We start from the raw sequence: 17,358 nt of genomic DNA on the forward strand, positions 1-17,358 counted from the left end.
CACAACGTAAACCAAAGTCAAACCCAAGTTCAACAACCGTTTACCTTGCACAGCAACCTCATGAAATTAACTCGTTCCCTCTCGCCAGCCCCTCAAGGCCGCTCGAAGCAACGGATGAAGATATAACCACGAACTCACAAACAACACAAATCCGCAGTACAGCGTAGGTTTTAGTGATAACACGCAATAGGTCCATGCGGACCTTCAATAACCTCCACCGGAGTATTGAAGATGGAGCTCAGCAGACTGTCGCGCATGATCTCGTCAACCGCACCAAAGGCGGCAACTTCCCCGTCCTTTACTGCGCAGATGTAGTCCGCGTAGCGTGCGGCGAAGTTGATGTCGTGCAGAACGATCACGATGGTTCGGCCAAACTCGCGGGATGCGGAGTGCAGGTGCTTCATCATCTCTACGGAGTGGGAGATGTCGAGGTTGTTCAGGGGCTCGTCGAGAAGCACATAGTTCGTTTCCTGGCTAAGCACCATCGCAACGTAGGCGCGCTGACGCTGACCACCGGAGAGCTGGTCGAGGAAGCGATTCTCCAGCTCGCGCAGGCCGAGGAAGTCGATGTAGCGCGAGACGATCTCTTCATCTTCGGGGGTCAGGCGCCCACCCGAGTACGGGAAGCGGCCGAAGCCGACGAGTTGGCGCACGGTCAGGCGGGTCACAAAGTGGTTTTCCTGACGCAGGATGGACACGACTTTGGCCAGGTCCTTCGAGCGCGCCGAGGTGACGTCCATGCCTGCAACTTCGATGTGACCGGAATCGAGGTCGAGGAGCCTGCCGATCATCGTCAGTAGGGTCGACTTACCTGCACCGTTCGGGCCGACGAGGGCGGTGATGCCGCCTTCGGGGATGTCCAGGGTGACCGGTCCGATGTCAACACTGCTGCTGTAGGCCTTGCGGACTTCTTTGAGTTGAATCACAGGCGTCCCTTTCTCAAAATCACGATTAGGAAGGTCAGGCCACCGACCAGTTCGATGATGATGGAGACCACGCCTTGTGCGTAGAAGATGTGGTTCATCACAAAGTACGCACCCGACAGGATGCAGTATCCGAGCAGCATCGCCATCGGGAAGACGTAGCGGTGGTCGTAGGTATCCGCGGCTTGGTACGCGAGTGTGGCCACGAGGAAGCCGAGGAAGGTCATCGGGCCGACCAGCGCGGTCGATACCGCAATGAGGATGGCCACCAGCACGAGGGTGTAAATCGCGTGCTTTTTATGGTCTACGCCAAGGTTCATCGACACGTCGCGGCCCAGAGACAGGACGTTGAGCGCGCGCGAGTTGAAGATCAGTAGTCCCGCCGCCACGATGACCAGCGGGATTGCCAACGGGTAGTACTCCGGGTCGGCGTTATTCACGGAGCCAAACAGACGCGCGGTGAGCACGTCGAACTCGCTGGGTGTGAGCATGCGTTGCATGAACGTGGATACTGCGCCCAGTCCCCCGCCGAGCACAATGCCGACCAGCAGCATGGCGTGCATGTCGGGATTGTTGCCGGCGAGCAGCCATGTGTAGAGCACCAGGCTGAGCCCGATCATGAGCACGAGCTGGAAGACAAACATCTCCAGGGTGTGTGCGTTGATCAGCCCGGCTGCGCCGAGGAAATACACGGTTGAGGTGTGGATGGCGACGTAGAGCGATTCGAACCCCATGATGGACGGGGTGAGAATCCTGTTGTTTGTCACCGTTTGAAACGCCACGGTCGCTGTCGCTTGGCATACAGCCACGATGGCCATCGCGATCACCGCGTTCATACGACGTTGCGCGATCAGCCAGTAGCCGGTGGACCCGAACTCCATCGGGTTGCCGTACGCGAGCAGCCCCGCGGTAAATAGCAGTGCGGCCACCGCAAGCGCGGCAATAATCATCCAGTAGCGCTTTTTGCTTTTCGACGACTGGAACGCCCCGATCTCACGCATTCCGGCTCCGCCTCACAATCATGGTGATAAACACCGCAGCGCCGATGACGCCGAGGATGACGGACACGGGCATTTCAAACGGCGCGATGATGGTGCGGCCCAGAAGATCGCAAATGGTCACCACTCCAATGCCGGTAAGGCAGACCCATGGCAGGTTGGAGCGGAGGTCGTCGCCACGCATCATGCTCACAATGTTCGGCACAATCAGCCCCAGAAATGGCAGATTGCCGACGACAACCGTGACCACACCGGCGGCCACTGCGACCAGGCTGGTGCCGACGAGCACGATCCGGTTGTAATTCAGACCAACGTTGGTGGCCACGTCTTCGCCGAGGCCGGCCACGGTGAGCCGGTCGGCGTAGAAGAACACGGCGATGACCACGAACAGCACGATCCACAGCACCTCGTACTGGCCGGCGATCACACTGGTGAACGAGCCGGCAAACCACACGCCGAGCGATTGCAACAGATCGGCCTGCAGCGCCCAATAAGTAGAGACTGCGCTGACCACGGCGCCGAGCATGATGCCGACGATCGGCACGATCAGGCTGGAGCGCAGCGTGACCTTGCGCAAAAAGGCAAAGAACACCATCGTGCCCACAAAAGCGAAACCGACGGCGAGCAGCATGCGCGTCATGATCGTGCCGTTGGGAAAGAACACGAACGACGCGAGCAGGCCCAGACCGGCCCATTCTGTGGTGCCGGTGGTGGTCGGCTCGACGAAGCGGTTCTGGGTGAGCATCTGCATGATCAACCCACTCATCGCCATCGCCGCGCCGGCCAACACCAACGCGATGGTGCGCGGGACGCGGGTCGTACGGAACATGGCCCAGCCGTCATCGCTATTCAAAATGTCGTACTGCCCCACCGCAAGCGAGGTCAGCAGCAGTAAAACGACAATGACAACACCCACCCCAAGCTTCCAATCGAGAAGCTTGGGGCGGGTGGTGGTCGCAGTTGGATGTGTCATTCAGGGAATTACTTCGCAGCCTCGAACTTGTCTGCCAGATCATTCAGGATCTCGGTGTAGGTGAGGATGGACTCGTTGGTGTAGGTGTCCTTCGGCGCCACGTAGACGTGGTTTTCCTTCACCGCGGTGACGTTCTGCAGCGCAGCGGAGTCGTTGATCACAGACAGCGCCTCCGGGGAATCCTTGGCGGACTTGATCGCTGCATCGCGGTCGAGAGCGAAGATCCAGAACGGGTTCGCGTCTGCGATTGCCTCGACGGAGATGTCATCACCCTTGTGGTCGTTAGAGGCGTTCTCCACCTGAAGCGCCGGAGTGAAGCCGATCAGGTCGAACAGCGGGCCCCACATGCGGCCGACGCCCGGTGCGACGTAGCCGATCTCGCCACCGGAAACGTTCACGGCCATGACGGTCTGGTCCGGGTTGTAGGCGGTGCGGGCGCGCTCGACAGCCTCGGTGAACTCCTTGACGGTCTGCTCAGCCTCGGTCTGCTTGCCAAAGATGTCGCCAAGTGCCAGGGTCTGGCGGATGAGCTCGCGGTCAAACGGCTCGCCGTCGCGCGGCTCGAACTCGACGAGCGTAGCGTTCGGAACCAGCTTCTCAATTTCCTCGTCGTACTTGCGGAAGCGCTGGCCAGAGACGATCACATCCGGGTCAGCGGCCACGATGGCCTCGAGGTTCGGCTCCTTGTGGTTGCCGATGTTGACAATGCTCTCATCGTCCGCGATACCCGGAATGGTGTTCGGGACGAGGTCGCGCGCTGCTGCGACCGGCTTAACGCCCCAGGAGTCCAGGAGCTCGAAGGTGCGGTTGTCCAGAGCGACGACGCGCTGCGGGTTTGCCGGCACTTCCTTCTCGCCGTAGTTGTCGGTCACCTTGACGGTGCTGCCATCGGTGGTGGCGGAGGAGGAGGCAGCCTCGGAGGTGGCTGCTGCAGAGGTGGTGGTCTCAGCGGCCTGCTCTGCGTTGGAGCAAGCGCCGAGGGTCAGCGAGCCTGCGGCTGCGAGGGCGATCAGCGCGGTGCGCGGGAAACGGATCATTGTCGTCCTTCCAGACTTAGGTAAGGGTTACCTGGGACATATTAGGACAGCCATACTTAAAGTCAACCGGCACCCCCGGTTTCCGCCCATTTAGACTACAAAACTGTGTTGTAAATGGCCGAGGTGGGGTCGTCGCAAAGCAAAAAGCCCCAGGATGACCTGGAGCTTTGCAGTCTGTCGCGATTGCTAATCGACGACACGCACCGGCAACTTCACAAACTCAATCGATTGCCCCTGCGCCGCCAGCGCAAGCGTGGACGGATCGACCTGGAACACCGCCGGGCCGGCGCGCAGGATCGTCTTTAGATCGTTCGCGGCAACCTCCGCACCCGGAGGGCACGCCATGCGAGTCTCGTTGAGGTCACCGACGCGCAACCCGCCGGTCGTATCCACCTGGTAGGTGGAGTTACCCGCGTTGCAGCCATCGTTGTAGGTCAGCGTGCCGTCCGGGCGGAAATCAACGGTGACCTTGTCATTGTTCTTGGCACGCAAGGTGGTGTCCAGTGCGGGCTGGACTTGGTCGTTAGGCAACTGCGTCGCGCCTTCCGCAAGCGGAACCATCAGCCCAGTGCCAGCGGGCTGCTGCCCCGCCGGGTTAGAAAACAGGGAGGAACTCATCTGGACAAACTGGTCAATGCTGCTCGAGCGCTCCTGCGCGCCAGCCGTGCCGACACCAAGGGTGCCGCCGGCCAGGGCCGCGAGCGCGGTTGCAATGGACAATGTTTTCTGAGTCTTGATACCCATGCCCCACACGGTAGCGGCCGGATTCGCGGGTTCAAGGGGTTTCATGGGATGCCTATGCAACTCCAAGAAACTCAATCATCTTGCCTTGGGCGCCAAGGGCGATGGTGTCGTCGTTAAGTTTGTACACAGCGGGACCCGCTCGCAGGATCGACTTCAGTTCATCGGACTTGTTCATGCGGGTTGGGTCGCAAAGACGCTGGGTCTCAGCGAACGCGCCCACCTTCACCCCACCGCGAGCGTTGACCTTGTAGGTCACGTTGCCGACGTTGCAGCCGTCGTCGTAATTGAGCCGGCCCTGCGGCGTGAACGTCAGGGTGATCGCGGCATCTTCCTTCGCCTGCAGCGGCTGTGCGAGAGCTTCCTTTACATCCTTTGCTGCCAGTGGCTTGGCGTCCTTCGGCAGATCCTTCAGCAACATGCCTCCCTTATTGCCCAGCACGGCGCCGGTGTAGGTGTCCCAACCCTTCTGCACCAACTGGTCCAGGTTCGGGTTGGCCGACGAGAGCTGCGCTACCTGTGCGTGCGCGGTGCCAGCACCAATGAAGCCGCCGGCGAGGGCGGCTAGGGCGGTTGCAGCGGACAACGTCTTCGCAGTCTTTGAAATCATGCGCACGACCGTAGCGCCGGGCTGTGGTCGCGCCAAGGGATTTAATAAACCTTTTAAGCTCCTCCAATACAACGTTGAGGCCGTTTTTCGGTTGCGCTGCTCGGCACAGGCTATGATATTTGTTGATATGTCACATAAACGATCTGGAGGACCCCATGAAAGCATTCGGTTTCTTGAGCTTCGGGCACTACGCCATCGGTGGCCAACGCGGCCCCTCGGCAGAAAAGGTAGCGAGAATCCACCTCGAGATCGCCAAAGCTGCCGACGAGATCGGCGTCAACAACGCATCCTTCCGCGTCCACCACTTCGTCCCGCAAGCCTCCGCCCCGATGCCGCTGCTCGGTGCAGTTGCAGCCTCCACCGAGCGCATCGAAGTTGGCACCGGCGTGATCGACATGCGCTACGAAAACCCGCTCTACCTCGCCGAAGAAGCCGCCTCCCTCTATCAACTCTCCGGCGGCCGCGTCGCCCTTGGCGTATCCCGCGGCGCCCCCGAGGTCGCCGAGCGCGGCTGGGAAGCATTCGGCTACAAGGGCGAAGCGCCGAACGGTGCCGACGTCGCCCGCAACCACCTCGAAACCTTCATGGCCGCCGTCGACGGCCACGGCTTCGCCACCGCCGCGCCCCTCGAGCGCCAGTACCCCAACATGTTCCAGCCCGGCTCCGCCCTGCCGGTCTTCCCCATGGCACCTGAACTGCGCAAGCACATCTTCTACGGCTCCGGTACCCACGCGTCTGCCGAGCAGACCGCGCGAGACGGCCTGAACCTCATGTCCTCCACCCTGGTCTCCGAGACCACCGCGCAGACACTTGGCGAGATCCAAGTCGACCAAATCAACCGCTACCGCGCAGCTTGGAAGGAAGCCGGCCACGACTGGACCCCGCGCGTGTCCGTGTCCCGCTCCATCTTCCCCATCGTCGACGGCGCCGACATGGCACGCTTCAGCATGCAAGCCTCCGGCTCCGACCAGGTAGGCATGCTCCCCGAGGTCGGCGCCTCCACCTTCGGCCGCACCTACGCCGCCGAGCCGGACAAGCTCATCGAGCAGCTCAAGGCCGACCCTGCCGTCATGGCCGCCGACACCCTTCTGCTCACCATCCCGACCGGCATGGGCGTGGACGTAAACGTAAAGATCCTGGAGAACTTTGCCACCCACGTCGCCCCAGCACTCGGTTGGCAGCCGAACACGGAGGGCCCGGTCACCGGCTACGAGATCGTCTAGCTCCCCTTCGGGTGCCGCTAGACGGTCTCGCAGGGGTCTCGACGTTTCCCCAGGTCATATTGGGGACCGTTTTCAGTATGGAGCTGATCGTCTGGTTGCCCGCGCGGGGAGCTAGACGATGTCGAGGAACTAGACGATGAGCACCGCAGAGTGAAGGCCGCTCTGGGCGCAAGTTCCCCGACAAATAAAAAGAAACCCCCAGGCCCGTAAGGGTCTGGGGGTCTCTTTCCAGTGGAGCCGCCGGGAATTGAACCCGGGTCCTTCACCACCGCACCAGGGCTTCTCCGTGCGCAGTTCGCACAGAATCTCTGCTCGGCCCTCCGGATCAGGCGAACATGTCCGAATGACGGGCCCAGTCAGTGAAAAATGTCCCTCCCGAGGCCCCACTGACAGGGCCGGAAGGCAAGTCCCCTAAGTCGACGCCAGGTACCGGGTCGGGGACATCCCCGGCCTGACGGACACGCAGGTCGCTGAACCTTTCTAATTAGGCAGCGAGGGCGTAGTCACGCTGAGAGTTCTTCTCTGCGTTTATTAGTTACAGCGACGCTTTCGGTGGTCTCCTGCCTGCACCGGCACGCTTCCCCTGGCTAAGTGATGAAGTCGAAACCAAATCGACCCCTTCAACTACGAAGAAACGTAGGAGAAGAAACGTTACCCCACGCGGCGCCGGAGCACAAGGGGCCGAGCGCGCCGGAGCACAAGGGCCGAGCGCGCCGGAGCACAAGGGGCTGGGCACGCCAGAGCCCGAGCAACGCTCGCAAGACCGCCTCAGCCCGCAAGCCCGCCTCAGCCCGCAAGCCCGCCTCAGCCGGCAAGACCCGCCTCAGCCGGCAAGCCCTGCCCCAGCCGGCAACCTACTCCGTGAACGCTGGGCGGACGCGGAGGAATTCGATGACGGCGTCGGGGCCGGCGTCGACAGCAAGGCGGGCTGCCTTGGCTACTTCGGTGGCGGCCATCTTGGGCAGGCCGTCGTCGCCGGAGAGCATGTCGGTGTCGGTGCGGCCCGGGTGCAGCGAGGTCACACGGACCTTGCCGGCTTCCTCCTGGGCGAGCGAATCAGTAAAGCCGCGCAGCGCGAACTTGGAGGCGCAGTAGGCGGAGTTGTTAGCGATGCCGTGGTAGCCGGCGCCGGAGTTGATGGTGATGATCAGGCCGTTGGATCGTCGTAAAGCAGGAAGCAGCGCGCGGGTAAGCGTCACGGGCGCGTGCAGGTTGACTTCCATCATGTTGCGCCAGGATGCGTCCGTGAGCTCCGAAAGAGAGCCGTTTTCCATCACGCCGGCGGCCAGCACGAGGACGTCGAGGTCCTCGATCTTGGAGGCCGCCTCCAAGATGGCTTCGGTGTCCGTCAGGTCCACCTCAAACGGCTCCGCACTCGGCAGCGCCGAAACAACCCCCGACGCGTCCCGGGACGCGCCCGCGTAAATGTGGTGATCCTTGCCAAGTTCTTCAGCGATCGCGCGACCGATGCCGCGGGACGCTCCAGTAATCAGTGCCTTTTTCATAGGCCCCCACCGTACTGAAAACGCTACGCCTTGATGCCCTTCAGCTTGCGGCCCAGTTCACGGGTGATTTCGCGGTCTTCGGTGCGTCGCTTGATGGCACGGCGCTTGTCGTAGTCCTGCTTACCTTGGCCGAGGCCCAACTCGACCTTGGCGCGGCCGTCCTTGAGGTAGAGCGACAGCGGGATCAGGGTGCGGTTGCCGTCGCGGACTTTGCCTTCCAGCGAGTCGATCTCGCGGCGGTGCAGCAGCAGTTTGCGGGTGCGGCGCGGCGGGTGGTTGGTCCAGTGCCCCTTGGAGTATTCGGGGATGTGCATGTTGCGCAGCCAGACTTCACCGTTGTCGATGGTGGCAAACGCCTCCACCAGCGACACTTTGCCTTCGCGCAGCGCCTTGATCTCGGTGCCTTGCAGGACGATGCCGCATTCCCATGTGTCCAAGATGGTGTAGTCATGGCGAGCTTTCCGGTTGGTCGCTAGGACGCCGGTGTTGGAAAGCTTCTGCTTTTTGTTCTTCTTGGACATAGGCGCTCGAGTGTACTACTTCCGCACGTAGGAGCGAAGTGCCACCTGGGCTGCGAGGCCGCCGAGCACCATGGCGACGAGCCCGGTCAGTGGCATGACGGCCCACACGGCAGAGTCGGGGACGCGGGCGATGAGTTGGGATGCGTAGAGGTCGCCGAGCAGCGGGTCCACTAGGAACTGCTTGCCGGCCCACACGCCGAAGGTGGCCAGCACCGCGCCGAGCAGTACGGAGATCACGGCCTCGAGCACGAACGGGGCCTGGGTGTACCAGCGCGAGGCGCCGACCATGCGCATGATGCCGATCTGTTCGCGGCGGTTGAACGCAGCCAACTGCACCATGTTCGCGATCAGGAACACAGCGGCCAGCGCCTGTGCGGCGGCGATGACGAAGGCGGCGTTGCGGAACGTGTTCAGCGTGCCGGCGGCGGAGCGCACGGTGTCGGCTTGGTCTGAAATGACGGTGACCTGCGGCAGCTCACGGATCGCGTCAAGCGGCGCGGTGTCGGTCGGGTCCTCCAGGCGCACGTGCAGCGCGGCCGGCAACGCATCCGGGGTGGTTTCGCGCACGAGTTCCGGCTCGGCGTCCTGGAACAGTTCCACGAACCGTTCGTAGGACTGCTCGCGGGAGCGGAAGGTGACTTGCTCGACGCGGTCGTCGCCCTGCAGGGTGTCGCGTACCTGTTTGCAGGCGTCGGTGGAGCAGTCCTTGTCGCCCGCGGAGATGTCCTCGTCCAACTCCACCATCACTTCGACGCGGTCGAGGTAGAGCTTCTTCGTATCGGCCGTGGCCTGCGAGATCAAAATGCCAGTGCCGACGAGCGCGAGCGAGAGCGCCGTGGTGATCACCAGTGCGATGGTCATGGTCAGGTTGCGGCCGAGCCCTTTGAAGCCTTCGCGGAAGATGAAATTCCAATTCATGGTTACTTCCTCACATCCCCGTAGACGCCGTTTTGTTCGTCGCGTACGACCTTGCCTAACTGCAGTTCGATGACACGTTTGCGCATGTCATCCACCGCACGCGCGTTGTGTGTGGACATGATCACGGTGGTGCCCATGCGGTTGATGCGCGCAAGCAAGGCCATGATTTCGTCGGCGGTGCCTGGGTCGAGGTTGCCCGTGGGCTCGTCGCAAAGCATGAGCTTTGGCTTATCGACGAACGCACGCGCAATCGCAACACGCTGCTGCTCACCACCTGACAACTCGCGCGGCATACGATTCGCCTTCGCGCCAAGGCCGACAAGTTCGAGCGCCTCCGGCACGAGTTTGGCAATGCGGTCCTTCGGCTTGCCGATCACCTCGAGCGCGAACGCCACGTTGTCATACACGTTGAGGTTAGGCAGCAGGCGAAAGTCCTGGAACACGTAGCCGATGGATTGGCGCAGTGTGTTGATCTGCTTGCCGGACAGTGCGTTGACGTGGAAGTCGCCGAAGTAGATGTCGCCGGAGGTGACGTTTTCCTCGCGGATCATCAACTGCAAAAACGACGATTTGCCGGAACCGGACGCGCCGATCAGGAAGACAAACTCGCCGTCTGGGATCTCCAGGGTGACGTCGTTGAGCGCGGGGCGCGTGGACGTCGGATACGTCTTGGTCACATGGTCGAATCGGATCACGCGACACACCTTACCCGTTACTGGTGTGACTCTTGTTGCTGCTGTGCCATGCGCCAGCGGATGCCAGCCTCCAGGAAGCCGTCGATGTCTCCATCGAGCACCTTCTGCGGATCCCCCACCTCATAGTCGGTGCGCAGGTCCTTGACCATCTGGTACGGGTGCAGGACATAGGAGCGCATCTGGTTGCCCCAGCTGGCGTTGCCGCCCGCGCCGAGGGCGTCCATCTCCGCCTTTTCTTCCTGGCGCTTCTTCTCCAGCAACTTGGACTGCAGCACGTTGAGCGCCGAGGCCTTGTTCTGAATCTGGGACTTCTCGTTCTGACAGGTCACCACGATGCCAGTCGGAATGTGGGTGATGCGCACCGCGGAGTCGGTGGTGTTCACGCTCTGCCCGCCCGGGCCAGAGGAACGGTAGACGTCCACGCGGATGTCGGAATCCGGGATGTCGATGTGGTCGGTGTGCTCCACGACGGGCAGCACCTCCACCTCTGCGAACGAAGTCTGGCGACGACCCTGGTTATCAAACGGAGAGATACGCACCAGGCGGTGCGCGCCCTGCTCCACCGACAACTGGCCGTAGAGGTAATCGCCGTGCACAACAAAGGTGGCGGATTTAATGCCAGCCTCCTCGGCGTAGGAGATGTCGTACACATCCACCTTGTGGCCAGCCTTTTCCGCCCAACGCACGTACATACGCATGAGCATCTCCGCCCAGTCCGCCGCGTCCACGCCACCGGCGCCAGAGCGGATGTTGACCACGGCCTCGCGCTCGTCGTATTCGCCGGAGAGCATGGTCTGCACCTCAAGCGAATCGATTTGCGCTGCCACGTCCGCCAACTCGTCGTCGGCCATCGAGGGGTCGCCTTCTTCTTCGGCGAGTTCGTACATGACCGGCAGGTCGTCGATACGCGAGCGCAACGACGTGACCTTCTTCAACCGCGCCTGCACATTGGACAACTCGGTGGTCACCTGCTGTGCGTGCGCCGGATCGTCCCACAGAGACGGGTCGCCGGCTTGGGCCTCGAGTTCGCGGGCGCGCTCGCGGAGCACGTCGAGGTCCATCACCTTCTCGATGGTGGAAAGTGTGGACGAAAGATCCTTAATCCGCGCTTGAGTCTCGGGCTGCATAACCGGGAAGTCTAGCGAACTGCCTGACACAACCTCCACGACGGGATAGAGTGTGCTGCGACCCCACACGGGCGCCCGAGGCATCGGGCTGAGATCGCGCTACGCCTGCGCGAGCACCGTTCGAACCTGTCTGGTTAGCACCAGCGAAGGAAGTAAGGAGAAGGTCGTGCCACAAACGCATGCCGATATTTATGCCCAGGAAATCCACCCCAAGCACGCATACGCGCCGATTCTGAAGGACGGGCTGGAGGTTCCGGAAACCGCGATCCACCTGGACGATTCCCCCACCGGCCCCAACGAGCCGTTCAAGATCTACCGCACTCGCGGACCGTGGGCCGAGCCGGAAGTTGGCCTGCCCAACCTGCGCGGCGAGTGGATCACCGCCCGCGGCGACGTGGAGGAATACGTCGGCCGCGAGCGCAATTTGCTTGACGACGGCCGCGCTGCCGTCCGCCGCGGCTCCGCCAGCGAAGAGTGGCGTGGCGCCTCCCGCAAACCGTTGCGCGCCAAGCCGGACAAGCGTGTCACCCAGATGGCCTACGCCCGGCGCGGCGAAATCACCCGCGAGATGGAATTCGTGGCGCTGCGTGAACACTGCGACGTAGAGAAGGTCCGCGCGGAGGTTGCCGCCGGCCGCGCGATCATCCCGAACAACGTCAACCACCCGGAAAGCGAGCCGATGATCATCGGCAACGCGTTCCTGACCAAGATCAACGCCAACATTGGCAACTCCGCCGTAACCTCCTCTATCCGCGAAGAGGTAGAGAAACTGCGCTGGGCCACCCGCTGGGGTGCCGACACCGTCATGGACTTATCCACCGGCAACGACATCCACGCCACCCGCGAGTGGATCCTGCGCAACTCCCCCGTGCCCATCGGCACCGTGCCCATCTACCAGGCGCTAGAGAAAGTTGACGGCATCGCCGAGGACCTGACCTGGGAGATCTTCCGCGACACCGTCATCGAACAGTGCGAGCAGGGCGTGGACTACATGACCGTCCACGCCGGCGTGCGCCTGCCTTACGTGCCGCTGACCTCCAAGCGTGTGACCGGCATCGTCTCCCGCGGCGGATCGATCATGGCCGGCTGGTGCCTCGCCCACCACAAGGAATCCTTCCTGTACGAAAACTTCGACGAGCTCTGCGAGATCTTCTCCCAGTACGACGTCGCATTCTCGCTTGGCGACGGCCTGCGCCCCGGATCCGTCGCCGACGCCAACGACGCCGCCCAATTCGCCGAACTCAAAACCATCGGCGAACTCTGCCGCCGCGCCTGGGACTTTGATGTCCAGGTCATGATCGAGGGCCCCGGCCACGTTCCCCTGAACATGATCCAGGTAAACAACGAGAAGGAACAACAGTGGTGTGGCGGCGCGCCGTTCTACACCCTCGGCCCCCTGGTTACCGACATCGCCCCTGGCTACGACCACATCACCTCTGCCATCGGCGCCGCCAACATCGCCGCCGGCGGCACCGCCATGCTCTGCTACGTCACCCCGAAGGAACACCTGGGACTTCCCAACCGTGACGACGTGAAGACCGGCGTGATCACCTACAAACTCGCCGCCCACGCCGCCGACGTAGCCAAGGGTCACCCGGGCGCGCGCGACTGGGACGACGCCATGAGCAAGGCACGCTTCGAGTTCCGCTGGCACGACCAGTTCGCCCTCTCCCTCGACCCCGACACTGCGCAGGCATACCACGACGAAACCCTGCCCGCCGAGCCCGCGAAGACCGCCCACTTCTGCTCCATGTGCGGCCCGAAGTTCTGCTCGATGCGCATCAGCCAGGACATTCGCGACGAGTTCGCCGACCAAATCGCCGACCTCGGCATGCCGTCATTCGACTTCTCGGGCGGTGCTGGCGGTGCTGGCGGTGCTGGTTCCGTCGCAGGTTCCGACGCCAGGGCCGGCGAGCGCGAAATGGCCGAAGAGTTCCGCGCCTTAGGCTCCAACGTCTACCTCCCCGAGACCCGCGAGGGTGCGCCGACTGCGCCATAATGGCGGCGTGACTGAAGCATTTATCAACGCACACCGTTCCTCCTCCGACGCCGAACTGGCCGCCGCGCTTGTCCAACACGCCGGCGGCCTTGCCCTTCGCATGCGCGCCGAGGGCCTGGGCACGGAGTTCAAAACCTCCGTGTCTGACGTGGTCACGGAGGCGGATCGTGCCGCGGAGCGTTTCGTCGCCAGCGCGCTCGAGGCGCTTCGCCCCAACGACGGCGTCATCGGCGAGGAGGGCGCCAACCGCCCCTCCCGCACCGGCCGCACTTGGGTGATCGACCCCGTCGACGGCACCTACAACTTCTCGCAAGGCTCCGACTACTTCTGTTCGGCGCTCGCTCTTATCGACGACTCCCCGTCCCCCACCCCAACCATCTCCGCCATCCACCGCCCTGCACTGGACACCACCTGGGTCGCCGCCGACGGCGAGGCCACCCGCAACGGCGTTGCCCTGCCCGACCTCGAGGACGCCCCGCTCGCCGAAAGCGCCCTGGTGACCTACCTCCACCCCACCTTTATGTCGGATGATGCCGTTCGCGAGCCCTGGCTGCGCGTGGTTTCAGGCGCCGCCACGATCCGTATGCTCGGCGCCGGCTCCGTCGACCTTGCCAATATCGCCGCAGGTCAGATGGGTGCGTGGATGCAGCACTCCGTCCCCGACTGGGACTGGCTGCCCGGCAAGGCGCTCGTCGAGGCCGTCGGTGGTCGCTGCGTCAAGGTCGACGCCGGCGGCGTGACCTGGTGCGTGGCGGGCAACCCCCAGGTGGTCGACGAGGTCGCCGCCCGTCTCCGCGGCTAGCGGTCTTCGCTGTGTCCCCACCCCGCCCCTTCCCTAAAAGTCATTACCGGGAAGTCGTTAGTACGCTCCCAACCCCGTACTAACGACTTCCGCTGGAGAGCCGTCTGGACTAGGCCGGAAAGAGGCCGGAACAGGGCGAGGGACGCCGTTAGAGCTTCACGTTCGCCAACACTGCGCCCGAGGGCTGTTCTGCACCGGCGGCAACTTCCTCGGTAACGAGGATGGAGGCGGTACCGCCTGGCAACGGCATCCACACGTCGTCGTGGGGTTCTTGACCGATGACGCCGGCGGATTCCATCGCCCCGTCGTCCATGACGGCCCAGACTTGGGCACCCATGCCGTCGGCAAGCGCGGGTTGACCGTTGACCATGGCGCCGCCCTTACCCATGTCAGAACTGAGCACGATATCTAGGGTTGCACCCATTGCATCTGCCTGCCCCTGGCGAGCATCGTCGGCATCCATGACGGCGTGCATCTCACTGATGCCCTGAGCCGTCGCAGATTCAGTGGGAGCTTCTGACGGGGCGCTTCCGTTGTACTGGGTGATCACGACACCAGAACCGGCGACAAGGAGCACCGCTGCTGCTACTGCGGCGAAACGTCGGCCCGAACGATTTCTCCTGGCGGAAGAAAGGTCGGTGACCTGCTCGGTGTCGTCGATACGCGCCATGATCGCGCTCTTGAGATCCGGCGGCGGCGTGACTGGCGAGGCCGCAGAATTGAAAAGGTCCTCGAAATCCTTATCCATCACAGGCCTCCTTTCAATGTCACGGCCTTGCGCAACTTCTGCAGGCCATCGCGCACACGCGTCTTAGCAGTGCCGAGCGCAACACCTGTCGCATCGGCGATTTCCTGGTGGGTGTACTCCCCGAAGTATGCCAACATGAGCGCACTGCGGTGGGGTTCCCCGATCGAATCAATGAGTTCCTGAAGTTCCTGCGATTCTAGTCTGTGTTGCGCTTCGTCCTCCGCGGGAACAACCCAGGTGGTGAGCTGCTTATGGAAGTCCTCTATGTCACGAGCCTGCGCACTACGCCAACTCCGCAGCCGGTCGATAGAACGCGATTTGGTAAGACGAAGCACCCACGACTTCACACTTCCCCGGGCTGGGTCGAATGTGTGGGCTTTCTGCCATACCTCCACGAACACCTCTTGGGTGATCTCTTCCGCCTGGGCTCGGTCGCGCAAAATGTGTGTGGCGAGACCAAGAACCTGGGACGCTAGGGCATCGTAAAGATCGGCGAAAGCGGCCTTGTCACCCGCTCGCACGCCGTCTAACAGACTGTCCAGATCCACAGGTTCCAAATCTAACACCTGCGGCACGAGTTACTTAGACTCTTCCGTCATCTTCTCTTCGCTCATCATCGCGGACGACGGCGTCATGGAGCCGTCCATCTTGTTATCCATCTTGTCTTCAGAGTCGTTGCAGGCGACAAGCCCAACTGCGGTGATCGCAATAGCACTGACGGCGGCGATGGTGCGGTTGATAGACATGGTGTCTCCTTCGTTGTGTCGGTGTCGCGGGCGCAGGTTTCTGGCCCGTCATGAACTACTACGGAGCGCCCTATGGCAGCGGATTGGAGCAATCCGAAAAAGTAGGTCGCTCCGTAGTTCTGGGTGTCAGGAATGAGGTGACAACGTAAGGAGAGATCGATGCTCAGTGTTGTTCTTGTGGGGTTCATTGGAGGGGTGATCACGGCGCTGTCGCCGTGTATTTTGCCGGTGCTGCCGGTGGTGCTCGGTGTCAGTGTTGGCCGTAAGCCGTCGCATGTAGTTGCTGGTTTGACCATTAGTTTTGCGGTGATTGCGCTGTTGGGTTCGCTGTTGCTGAACGCGCTGCATTTGCCGCCGTCGGTGTTGCGGTGGACGGGGATTGTTCTGTTGTGTCTCGTTGGTTTGGGCATGATTTTCCCGAAGGTGGGAGACGTTGTGCAGAAGCCTTTCGACGCGATCCCGCGCCCCTACCAACTTCAACAGAATGCGCGGGAGAAGGGTGGTTTTGTTATCGGGTTGGCGCTCGGCGCGGTGTACGTTCCGTGTGCTGGTCCGGTGCTTGCTGCGGTGACGGTTGCGGGGAGTACGGGTGAGATTGGGTGGAATACGGTGCTGCTCACTGTGGCTTTCGCGTTGGGGTCCGCGCTGCCGTTGTTTGTCTTCGCACTCGCGGGCAACAAAGTCGGTGAGAAGGTTGATGTGGTCCAGCGTCATCGGCGCGCGATTGGTGTGGTCGTGCTCGTGTTCACGCTCGCGCTTGCGCTCGATGCGCCGGCGGCGATTCAGCGAGCGTTGCCGAATTGGACGTCGGGTTTGTCGCAGCGTTTTGAGAACTCCGACTTTGCTACGAATGCGCTGGGCACAGGCGAGCTCAATGCTTGTCGACGATCCGACCCCACCGCCCTCCACGACTGCGGTCCGGCCCCCGAATTTGCAGGGCTGGAGAACTGGATCAACACTGACCGGCCGCCGAGCCCGCAGGACGGCGGAGTAATGCTCGTCGACTTTTGGGCCTACGCCTGCATTAACTGTCAGCGGGCGGGCGAGCACATCACCAAGCTTTACGACGCCTACCGCGATGCCGGCCTCACCGTCGTCGGGATCCACTCCCCCGAGTACGGCTTCGAACATGACCTAGGCAACGTGAGGGCCGCCGTAGAAAAGGAAGGCATCCACTACCCCGTGGCTCAGGACAATTCGTTTGCCACCTGGAAGAACTTCAACAACCGCTATTGGCCGGCGCGATACCTCATTGATCAAAACGGCAACGTCCGCCAGATCGTGGAAGGCGAAGGCTCATACGCTGAGACCGAGCAGCTCATTCGGGAATTGCTGCGAGAAAAGAATCCAGGAGTGGTGCTGCCGGAGGTCATCGAAAAGCAGAGTAATGAGTCTGGCACCAAGGACCGTAACCCAGAAACCTACCTGGGTACGGCTCGCGCGAAGTACACGTCGCAGCCGGGCTACTCCGACGGCCCGCACGACTTCAGCGAGCAGCCCGCGCCGGAGCGCTACATGTACGCGCTGTCCGGGAAGTGGACGCTGGGGCCGGAATCCGTCGAAACGGACGGTGGACACATGGACATCAACGTCTATGCCGCGTGGGTGCAGCTGGTGGTGTCGGGCAAGGGCAAAGTCGATGTGGAGTACCCGGACGGCTCCGCCCGGACCTTTGACGTCGCCGATGGCACCTTGGACCTCGTGAAAGGTGCCACACCTCTGGACGGGGTGTTGCGCATCCGGCCTTCGGCGGGCGTGAAGCTGTATTCGCTGACCTTTGGGTAGCCGTCGC

Annotated in this window: 18 protein-coding genes, 1 other RNA gene and 1 riboswitch; of the genes, 4 read left to right on the forward strand and 15 right to left on the reverse strand. The window is 62.3% G+C overall.

What is annotated here, in order from left to right; genetic code table 11:
- Positions 1-170: 170 nt before the first annotated feature.
- From HMPREF2736_RS03535 to HMPREF2736_RS03560, 6 genes are all read right to left on the reverse strand, one after another.
- Positions 171-926, reverse strand: a complete 756-nt coding sequence (locus HMPREF2736_RS03535; protein WP_070483094.1) for an iron ABC transporter ATP-binding protein — start codon at positions 924-926, stop codon at positions 171-173.
- The gene (locus HMPREF2736_RS03540; RefSeq protein ID WP_070828904.1) at positions 923-1,924 is read right to left on the reverse strand and encodes an iron chelate uptake ABC transporter family permease subunit; all 1,002 of its coding nucleotides are present in this window, start codon (positions 1,922-1,924) and stop codon (positions 923-925) included. Before HMPREF2736_RS03540 ends, HMPREF2736_RS03535 begins: the two co-directional genes overlap by 4 nt.
- Positions 1,917-2,894, reverse strand: coding sequence for an ABC transporter permease (locus tag HMPREF2736_RS03545; protein WP_070828905.1), 978 nt, complete (start codon positions 2,892-2,894; stop codon positions 1,917-1,919). Before HMPREF2736_RS03545 ends, HMPREF2736_RS03540 begins: the two co-directional genes overlap by 8 nt.
- Positions 2,895-2,902: 8 nt before the next feature.
- The gene (locus HMPREF2736_RS03550; RefSeq protein ID WP_070828906.1) at positions 2,903-3,931 is read right to left on the reverse strand and encodes a siderophore ABC transporter substrate-binding protein; all 1,029 of its coding nucleotides are present in this window, start codon (positions 3,929-3,931) and stop codon (positions 2,903-2,905) included.
- Positions 3,932-4,117: 186 nt separating this feature from the next.
- On the reverse strand, positions 4,118-4,675 hold the full coding sequence (locus HMPREF2736_RS03555) for an META domain-containing protein (RefSeq protein WP_168167616.1): 558 nt from the start codon (positions 4,673-4,675) through the stop codon (positions 4,118-4,120).
- 52 nt (positions 4,676-4,727) lie between these two features.
- Entirely contained in the window at positions 4,728-5,282 is a 555-nt protein-coding gene (locus HMPREF2736_RS03560) for an META domain-containing protein (protein WP_168167617.1), read from the reverse strand.
- Positions 5,283-5,437: 155 nt separating this feature from the next.
- Between HMPREF2736_RS03560 and HMPREF2736_RS03565 the strand changes: the two genes are divergently transcribed.
- Entirely contained in the window at positions 5,438-6,505 is a 1,068-nt protein-coding gene (locus HMPREF2736_RS03565) for an LLM class flavin-dependent oxidoreductase (RefSeq protein ID WP_070828909.1), read from the forward strand.
- A 229-nt stretch (positions 6,506-6,734) separates the two neighbouring features.
- On the opposite strand, the gene ssrA is transcribed toward HMPREF2736_RS03565, so the two are convergent.
- The 6 genes from ssrA to prfB form a co-directional block, all read right to left on the reverse strand.
- Positions 6,735-7,124: a transfer-messenger RNA gene (gene ssrA / locus HMPREF2736_RS03570) on the reverse strand.
- A gap of 235 nt (positions 7,125-7,359) precedes the next feature.
- Positions 7,360-8,010: an SDR family oxidoreductase gene (locus tag HMPREF2736_RS03575; RefSeq protein WP_070828910.1), complete on the reverse strand. Its 651-nt coding sequence runs from the start codon at positions 8,008-8,010 to the stop codon at positions 7,360-7,362.
- 23 nt (positions 8,011-8,033) lie between these two features.
- Positions 8,034-8,531, reverse strand: a complete 498-nt coding sequence (gene smpB / locus HMPREF2736_RS03580) for an SsrA-binding protein SmpB (protein WP_070452075.1) — start codon at positions 8,529-8,531, stop codon at positions 8,034-8,036.
- 15 nt (positions 8,532-8,546) lie between these two features.
- Complete coding sequence (ftsX, locus tag HMPREF2736_RS03585) at positions 8,547-9,449, reverse strand: permease-like cell division protein FtsX (RefSeq protein ID WP_070614450.1); 903 nt, start codon at positions 9,447-9,449, stop codon at positions 8,547-8,549.
- Between the two features lie 2 nt (positions 9,450-9,451).
- The gene (gene ftsE, locus HMPREF2736_RS03590; RefSeq protein WP_070422548.1) at positions 9,452-10,144 is read right to left on the reverse strand and encodes a cell division ATP-binding protein FtsE; all 693 of its coding nucleotides are present in this window, start codon (positions 10,142-10,144) and stop codon (positions 9,452-9,454) included.
- A 17-nt stretch (positions 10,145-10,161) separates the two neighbouring features.
- Positions 10,162-11,271: a peptide chain release factor 2 gene (prfB, locus tag HMPREF2736_RS03595; protein WP_070483074.1), complete on the reverse strand. Its 1,110-nt coding sequence runs from the start codon at positions 11,269-11,271 to the stop codon at positions 10,162-10,164.
- A gap of 57 nt (positions 11,272-11,328) precedes the next feature.
- Positions 11,329-11,440, forward strand: a riboswitch (TPP riboswitch).
- Here prfB and thiC point away from each other — a divergent pair.
- Entirely contained in the window at positions 11,438-13,270 is a 1,833-nt protein-coding gene (gene thiC, locus HMPREF2736_RS03600) for a phosphomethylpyrimidine synthase ThiC (RefSeq protein ID WP_070828931.1), read from the forward strand. It overlaps the preceding riboswitch by 3 nt.
- 7 nt (positions 13,271-13,277) lie before the next feature.
- Positions 13,278-14,072, forward strand: coding sequence for an inositol monophosphatase family protein (locus HMPREF2736_RS03605; protein ID WP_224212971.1), 795 nt, complete (start codon positions 13,278-13,280; stop codon positions 14,070-14,072).
- 148 nt (positions 14,073-14,220) lie between these two features.
- Here the strand turns inward: HMPREF2736_RS03605 and HMPREF2736_RS03610 are convergent, their stop codons facing one another.
- Genes HMPREF2736_RS03610 through HMPREF2736_RS12365 form a run of 3 tightly spaced genes read right to left on the reverse strand, consistent with a single transcriptional unit; the run spans position 14,221 to position 15,566 of the window.
- A complete protein-coding gene (locus HMPREF2736_RS03610) occupies positions 14,221-14,820 on the reverse strand; it encodes an anti-sigma factor (RefSeq protein ID WP_070828911.1) in 600 nt (199 codons plus the stop codon).
- Positions 14,820-15,368 (reverse strand): sigma-70 family RNA polymerase sigma factor, encoded by a 549-nt coding sequence (locus HMPREF2736_RS03615; protein WP_070828933.1) that lies wholly within the window; start codon positions 15,366-15,368, stop codon positions 14,820-14,822. The genes HMPREF2736_RS03610 and HMPREF2736_RS03615 overlap by 1 nt, the downstream gene beginning before the upstream one ends.
- A gap of 30 nt (positions 15,369-15,398) precedes the next feature.
- Positions 15,399-15,566 carry a hypothetical protein gene (locus tag HMPREF2736_RS12365; RefSeq protein ID WP_167594500.1) on the reverse strand — a complete coding sequence of 56 codons (168 nt, stop codon included), beginning with the start codon at positions 15,564-15,566 and terminating at the stop codon, positions 15,399-15,401.
- Between the two features lie 159 nt (positions 15,567-15,725).
- Between HMPREF2736_RS12365 and HMPREF2736_RS03620 the strand changes: the two genes are divergently transcribed.
- Complete coding sequence (locus tag HMPREF2736_RS03620) at positions 15,726-17,351, forward strand: cytochrome c biogenesis protein CcdA (protein WP_070828912.1); 1,626 nt, start codon at positions 15,726-15,728, stop codon at positions 17,349-17,351.
- Positions 17,352-17,358: the final 7 nt, after the last annotated feature.

Origin of the sequence: Corynebacterium sp. HMSC036E10, from assembly GCF_001836265.1 — a bacterium.
Taxonomy (GTDB): Bacteria; Actinomycetota; Actinomycetes; order Mycobacteriales; family Mycobacteriaceae; genus Corynebacterium; species Corynebacterium coyleae.